This window comes from Mesorhizobium sp. M0437, assembly GCF_040321335.1.
Lineage (GTDB): Bacteria > Pseudomonadota > Alphaproteobacteria > Rhizobiales > Rhizobiaceae > Mesorhizobium.
Genome location: NZ_JAMYRK010000035.1, coordinates 57,719 through 64,530 on the forward strand (window position 1 = coordinate 57,719; position 6,812 = coordinate 64,530).

The 6,812-nt window shown below is 61.5% G+C and carries 5 protein-coding genes; 1 reads left to right on the plus strand and 4 read right to left on the minus strand.

Annotated elements, in window-relative coordinates; genetic code table 11:
• The first annotated feature begins 207 nt into the window (after positions 1-207).
• Positions 208-1,410: an ROK family transcriptional regulator gene (locus NKI72_RS21315; protein ID WP_352850805.1), complete on the plus strand. Its 1,203-nt coding sequence runs from the start codon at positions 208-210 to the stop codon at positions 1,408-1,410.
• A 59-nt stretch (positions 1,411-1,469) separates the two neighbouring features.
• Here the strand turns inward: NKI72_RS21315 and NKI72_RS21320 are convergent, their stop codons facing one another.
• The 4 genes from NKI72_RS21320 to NKI72_RS21335 are packed head-to-tail and all read right to left on the minus strand — an operon-like array spanning position 1,470 to position 6,682.
• Positions 1,470-2,840: an alpha-glucosidase/alpha-galactosidase gene (locus tag NKI72_RS21320; protein WP_352850807.1), complete on the minus strand. Its 1,371-nt coding sequence runs from the start codon at positions 2,838-2,840 to the stop codon at positions 1,470-1,472.
• Between the two features lie 21 nt (positions 2,841-2,861).
• Positions 2,862-4,529 carry an ABC transporter ATP-binding protein gene (locus tag NKI72_RS21325; RefSeq protein ID WP_352501439.1) on the minus strand — a complete coding sequence of 556 codons (1,668 nt, stop codon included), beginning with the start codon at positions 4,527-4,529 and terminating at the stop codon, positions 2,862-2,864.
• Between the two features lie 10 nt (positions 4,530-4,539).
• Complete coding sequence (locus tag NKI72_RS21330) at positions 4,540-5,673, minus strand: ABC transporter permease (protein ID WP_352467677.1); 1,134 nt, start codon at positions 5,671-5,673, stop codon at positions 4,540-4,542.
• Position 5,674: 1 nt separating this feature from the next.
• Positions 5,675-6,682 carry an ABC transporter permease gene (locus NKI72_RS21335; RefSeq protein ID WP_352452370.1) on the minus strand — a complete coding sequence of 336 codons (1,008 nt, stop codon included), beginning with the start codon at positions 6,680-6,682 and terminating at the stop codon, positions 5,675-5,677.
• Positions 6,683-6,812 lie beyond the last annotated feature (130 nt).

The following is a 6,812-nucleotide window of genomic DNA, read 5'->3' on the forward strand; positions in this document are numbered from 1 at the left end:
CACCGGCCGGCGCGGTTGTTCTTCTCAACGGCACGGCTCACCTCCCGGGCAAGGGAATATGCTTGCCCGCTCCTTCAGAGCGCGGTGACATTGCTAACCGGATTAATTTCGCTGACCCCCGGTTCGGGTGTTGAACAGTCGGGCAAACTTATGCATATGTTTTCTCGAGAGGCAATAATTAATTTACAAAATTAAGAAAGCGGATCCGTGAAGCTCAAGGGTGACCCGAGCACGACTCGGGCGATGAACCGCAGACTGATCCTCAATCTCTTGCGGCAGGAAGGAGCGCGCAGCCGGGCCGACATAGCGTCAATTACCGGCCTTAGTCCGGCAGCGGTCACCTTCGTCGTGGCCGACCTCATCGAGGATGGCCTGCTGATCGAAGGCAAGACAGTCGTGGGCTCGGCTGGCCGCCGCCCTATCCCGGTGGATATCAACTATGCCAACGGCCTTGCCATAGGTTTCAAGCTGATGGTCGGATCGGTCGAATGCGTGGTCACCGATCTTGCGACCAATCCGCTGGGCTCTCTGCGCGTCAAGCTCTCGGACAGCGATCCCGACCACATCATAGCGACCTTGGCCAAGGCGGTACCGGAGCTGATTTCCATTGTCGATCGGCCCGCTGCCAAGCTTGCCGGGATCGGCATTTCAATGCCTGGCATCATAGACAACCAGAAGGCTGTGTGTATCCGCAGCAATCGCTACAACTGGGACAACGTTCCCCTTGGCCCGATGCTGGCCGAACTGGTAGACGTCCCCGTGTGGCTTGAGGACGACACCAATGCCTATGCCATTGCCCAGCAACTCTTCGGCCTGGGACGCCAGCACCGCAATATGGCTGTGCTGGCGATCGGCGTCGGAATCGGCTGCGCGCTCGTCTTCGATGGCAAACTCTATCGCGGCGCGAACGGTGCCGCCGGCAAGTTCGGCCACACCTCATATGAGGAGAACGGCCGCCTTTGCGAGTGCGGAAAGCGCGGCTGCTTGATGGCCTATTACGCCGAGCCGGCGATCCTGCGCACCTGGCGCGAAGCCACGGGGCACAACGAAACGGATAGCAAAGTCAGCCTTATGGCAGCCTTGGCAGACCGCGAACCGCGAGCCGTCGCCATTCTCGAGGAAGCGGGACATGGCATCGGCCGGCATCTCGCCAATCTTGTCAACATCACCGACCCGGAGGTCATTGTCGTCGGTGGTGAAGCCGTGTCGTTTGGCGATGCGCTGTTTGGCCCGATGCGGGCGACGCTCGGACAAAACACCTTTCGACAAGCACCGCCAATGCTGCTGGACTGGGAGGACAATTCCTGGGCAAGAGGGGCGGCTGCACTCGTGACGCAGAAGCTCTTCGATTTCGAAACATCGGCCGGCAACGCCGCGCCGCTTTCAAAGCGGGCTCTATGGTCAGCATAGAGCGACGAACTGGCAGCCCTGCTTCAGCTCGACAACGAATAGCCAAGTGGATTGGCGCGTCAGGCTGCCCGAACGCTGCGCGCTCCACGCGCCCATGCCGGCAACCAGTCGCCATGCGCAACCAGCAAATCATCGACCAGCGACCATATCTGGTCGAGGTCGAGCTCGGCCGCCGTGTGCGGGTCCATCATCGCCGCGTGATAGATGTGCTCGCGGTTCTCGGTCATCAGCGCCTGGACCGTCAGCTCCTGGACGTTGATATTGGTGCGGATCAGCGCGGTGAGCTGCACCGGCAGGTCGCCAATGAACGTGGGTTGAATGCCGGAGGCGTCGACGAGGCATGGCACCTCGGCCGCGCAATTATACGGCAATGACGTGATGCAGCCATTGTTGCGGATGTTGCCGTAGATCACCGACGGCTCGCCGGTCCAGACCGAGTTCATGATCGAGGACGCATATTCCTTCGACTGCTCCACTTCGATCTTGTCAGCCGAGCGATAGGCTTCCGCTTGCCCCTTCCAGCGTTCGATCTGCTCGATGCAGCGCTTCGGGTATTCGTCGAGCGGGATACCGAACTTCTCGATCAGATCCTCGCGCCCGTCCTTGATGAAATAGGGCGTGTATTCCGCGAAATGTTCGGAGCTCTCGGTGACGAAGTAACCGAGGCGCTTCAGCATCTCGTAGCGCACCTTGTTCGGGCAGCGCGGATTCCATCCCGGCTTCGGCGCCCGCCCTTCGCTGTAGGCGCGCAGCAGATCCGGATAGAGATTGCGGTAGGAGCCGTCCGGCTGGCGATGCTCGAACTTCAGGTAGAAGGCCATGTGATTGATGCCGGCCGAGCGGTAGCGAATCTCCTCGTAGGGAATATCGAGATCATGCGCCAGTTCCATCGCCGTGCCTTGCACCGAATGGCAGAGGCCGACCTGCTTGATGTCGGGGTATTTCTCCGCGATCGCCCAGGTGTTGATCGCCATCGGGTTGACATATTGCAGCATGATCGCCTGCGGGCAGACCGCGAGCATGTCCTCGCAGATCTTCCAGAGATGCGGCACGGTTCTCAAGCCTCGCATGATGCCGCCGACACCGAGCGTATCGGCGATGGTCTGGCGCAGCCCGTATTTCTTCGGAACTTCGAAATCAGTTACCGTGCAGGGCTCGTAGCCGCCGATCTGGAAGGCGACGACGACGAAATCGGCGCCCGCCAGCGCCTTGCGCTGGTCCGAATAGGTTTCGGCTTTGGCCTTTACGCCAAGCGTCGAGATCAGCTTGCCGACGACGATTGCGCTTTCCTCGAGCCGTTGCGGATTGATGTCCATCAGCGCGATCGTCGAGCCGGATAAAGCCGGACGCTGCAATATGTCGCCGACGATGTTCCTCATGAACACCGTCGAGCCAGCTCCGATGAAAGCGACCTTGGGATTTCTTGCCACAACAACCTCCGGCATAAGCAATTAGGCTACCTCGAAAGCGGCTTTGACCAGCCGTTCGGTGTAAGCGGTCTTGGGATGGGACAGGACTTCGTCGACCGGCCCCTCTTCGACGATCTTGCCGTGCTGCATGACGATGACGCGGTGGCACAGCGCCCGCACGACCTTGAGGTCGTGCGAGATGAAGATGTAGCTCAGGCCCCGTTCGCGCTGCAGCTTGCGCAGCAATTCGATGATCTGCGCCTGGACCGAGAGATCCAGCGCCGATGTTGGCTCGTCGAGTACGATGAATTCCGGTTCGAGCGCGACGGCGCGGGCAATCGCAATACGCTGGCGCTGGCCGCCGGAAAACTCGTGCGGGAAACGCGAGAGGATATCGCCGGGCATGCCGGCGCTGATCAGCGCCTCGCGCACCCGCTCGATCCGATCGTTCCTGGTGGCGCCCATGCGGTTGACGACCAGCCCTTCCTCGATGATCTGGCCGATCGTCATGCGCGGGTTGAGCGACGAGAACGGATCCTGGAAGACGACCTGCATGCGCGACCGCAACGGCCGCATCTGGGCGCGCGAACAGCCATGGATCGGCCGGCCATCGAAATAGATCTCGCCGCTGTCGGTGGTGTTGAGCCTGAGCAACGCCTCGCCGAAGGTGGTCTTGCCCGATCCGGATTCGCCAACGAGACCCAGCGTCTCGTGCCGTCGAAGGGTCAGGCTGAGGCTGTCGACGGCGACGAGTTCGCGCAGGTCCGGCCTCATGAACGTGCCATGCCGCAGCATGAAGGAGACGCGCACATTCCTAGCTTCAAGAATAACGTCGGCGCCTTCCGGCAACGGATTGGCCTGGCCGCGCGGCTCGGAGGCAAGCAGGTGACAGGTGTAGGGATGCTGCGGATTGGCGAACAGCTTCTCCGTCACATTGTGCTCGCGCATCTCCCCATGCTGCATGACGTAGACATAGTCGGAGAACTGCCGCACCACGGTCAGGTCATGCGTGATCAGGATCACCGCCATGCGCAGTTTCTTCTGCAGGTTTCGGATGAGATTGAGGATCTGCGCCTGAACCGTGACGTCGAGCGCCGTCGTCGGCTCATCGGCGATCAGCACATCGGGATCGTTGGCCAGCGCCATGGCGATCATCACACGCTGGCGTTGGCCGCCGGAAAGCTGGTGCGGGTATTGTTTCAGCCGCGCCTGGGGCTCAGGTATCTGTACCTGCTGCAGCAGCTCGAGCGCTCTTGCTTCGGCCTGCCTGCGGCTCATCTTGCGATGCACCCGTATCGCCTCGACGATCTGGCTTCCGATCGTGTAGATCGGGTTAAGCGAACTCATCGGCTCCTGAAAGATCATCGAGATGCGGTCGCCGCGCAGTTTGCGCCGCGCACGCTCGGAAAATTTCAGGATGTTGGCCCCGTTGTATTCGACAGTCGATTTCGGCGACACGACTGCGCGCTTCGACAACAGTCCCATGACGGTGCGCGCCGTCACCGATTTGCCCGATCCCGACTCGCCGACAATGGCGATCGTCTCGCCGCGATAGAGCTGGAAGGAGATGTCCTTGACGGCTTCGATCATGCCGTGTTCGACCTTGAAATCGACGGCGATGTTGCGGGCATCAATGACCGGGTTTTCCGAACGGCCGTCATGGTCGAGCCGGACAGGCGGTGCGAAGGATTTGACGAGCGCGTGTTGCATCATCTCATGCTCAATAAGGATCGACCGCATCGCGCAGTCCATCGCCAAGCGCGTTGAACGCGAAGACGGTGACAAGCACGAAGCCGACCGGTGAGAGGATCCAGGGATAGGTGCCGATGACCGAATACGTCGCGGTGTCTTGCAGCATCAGGCCCCAGGAGATCAGCGGCGGCTTCACCGCGAAGCCGAGAAAACCGAGGAAGGATTCGAGCAGGACCACGCTGGGGATTGCCAACGTGACCGCAACGATCACGTGGCTCATCACGTTTGGAAAAATGTGTTGCATGATGATGCGGCCATCTGTGGCGCCGACCGCCATCGCCGCACGAACGTAGTCAATCCGCGCCAGTGCCAGGGTCTTGCCGCGCACTTCGCGCGACATCTGCGCCCAGCCGAGTGCCGACATGACAACGATCACGAAGGCCAGGAAGACATTCGTCGGCGCCGTCACCGGAACCAGCGAGGTCAGCGCCAGATAAAGCGGCAATTGCGGAAACGCGAGCACCAGTTCGACGAAGCGCTGGACCCAGACGTCGAATGTGCCGCCGAAATAGCCCGACACCATGCCGACCGTCGTGCCGATCACGGTGACGATGAAGACCACGGTCAATGCGATCATCAACGAGATGCGCGAACCATAGATCGCACGAGCCAGCACATCGCGACCGAATTTGTCGGTGCCAAGGAAGTGCACCGGCTGGCCGTCGGTCGAGCCGAAGAAGTGCCGGTTCGCGGGAAGCAGGCCGAGCAGTCTGTACTCCGCTCCCTTGACGAAGAAGCCGAGCAGCCGCGGATGGTCGTAGTCCGGCCCGACGACGGGTTGGAAGGTGACCGGGTCGAGGTCTTCCGAATCCGCCAGGGCATAGACGCGTGGCTGGAAGACGAAGTTGCCGTCCTTGTCATGGAAGCTCATCATCTGCGGCGGGGCGAAGCCGACATCGGTCACCTTGGGATCCATCGGTGCGAAGAAGTCGGCAAACACCGCCAGCAGCACCAGAAACGCGACCAGGATGAGCCCGGCCATGCCGGTCCAGGACCGTTTCAGGCGGCGCCAGACGAGTGCGATGTAACTCTCATTGCCGCGCGGCTTGATCTTGGCCGGTTCCTCGGCAAGTGGCGGCAGCGAGGGCTCGAAAGCAAGCATCTCAGGACCCTGCATATTGGCGCACACGCGGATCGAGCATGACGAGCAGCATGTCGGCGATGATGTTGCCGACGATCAGCGTCGCCGACAGCACCATCATGAATGTCGCCGTGACATAGACGTCGCCGACCGCCATCGAGCCAACGATCGCCGGGCCGACGGTCGGCAGGGCAAAGATGATCGCGGTCTCGATCTCGCCGGTCAGCATATAGGGCAGCACGACGCCCTGATACATGACCAGCGGATGCAGCGCATTGGGCACCGCATGGCGCATCACGACCGCACCGCCGCTAAGGCCCTTGGCGCGAGCGGTTTCGACATATTGCGCGTTCAGCGTGTCGAGCAGATTGCCGCGCATCACCCGCATGTTGTAGGCGAGCCCGCCGAAGGTGGCGATGGCGACAACCGGCCAGACATGCCGGACGAGATCGACGAACTTCGCCCAGGACCACGGCGCCCCGCCAAATTGCGGCGAAAAGAAGCTGCCGATCTCGGAAACGTTGAACTGGAAGACCAGCAGATAGACGATGATCAGCGCCATCAGGAAGCGCGGCACCGTCATGCCGAGGAAGGAAATCGCTGACAGCGTACTGTCGATCCAGCTGTACTGCCTGGTCGCCGCCCATATGCCGAAGGTGATACCGAGGACCGAGGCCAGCAGATGGCACACCAGCGCCAGCAGCAGCGTGCGCGGCAGCCGCTCGCCCACCACATCGGCCACCGGCTTGTTGTAATAGAGGCTGTAGCCGAAATCGCCGCGGGTGATGATGCCGCCGATCCAGTTGAAATACTGGACGGGCAGCGGCTTATCGAGACCGTGTTCTATCCGATAGGCCTTGGCCTGCGCGTCGGCCTCGGCGAATGAGGCCCCGCCCTGATTGATCAACTGCGAGCGGATGTAGTCGGCATAGTCGCCCGGCGGCGCCTGGATGATGGCGAAGGTGACCAGGCTCAGAATGGCGAGGACCGGGATCGCCGACGCTATGCGCGTGAGCAGGAATCGCAACATCGGTCGGTCCGCTTCCTTGTCTGGCCGGTCGCTCTCTTTGAGCGTTCGGAGCTTTGCGTTGTGCCGGCGCCGCGCACTTCGCCGCCGCTCGGAGCCCGCCAGGGGGGGTATCCGAGGTTATGCGGGCCGG

Excerpts from the sequence above, each read along its gene's own strand:
- NKI72_RS21325 (WP_352501439.1), bottom strand. The coding sequence starts at position 4,529 with ATGCAACACGCGCTCGTCAAATCCTTCGCACCGCCTGTCCGGCTCGAC.
- NKI72_RS21330 (WP_352467677.1), bottom strand. The coding sequence starts at position 5,673 with ATGCTTGCTTTCGAGCCCTCGCTGCCGCCACTTGCCGAGGAACCGGCC.
- NKI72_RS21335 (WP_352452370.1), bottom strand. The coding sequence starts at position 6,682 with ATGTTGCGATTCCTGCTCACGCGCATAGCGTCGGCGATCCCGGTCCTC.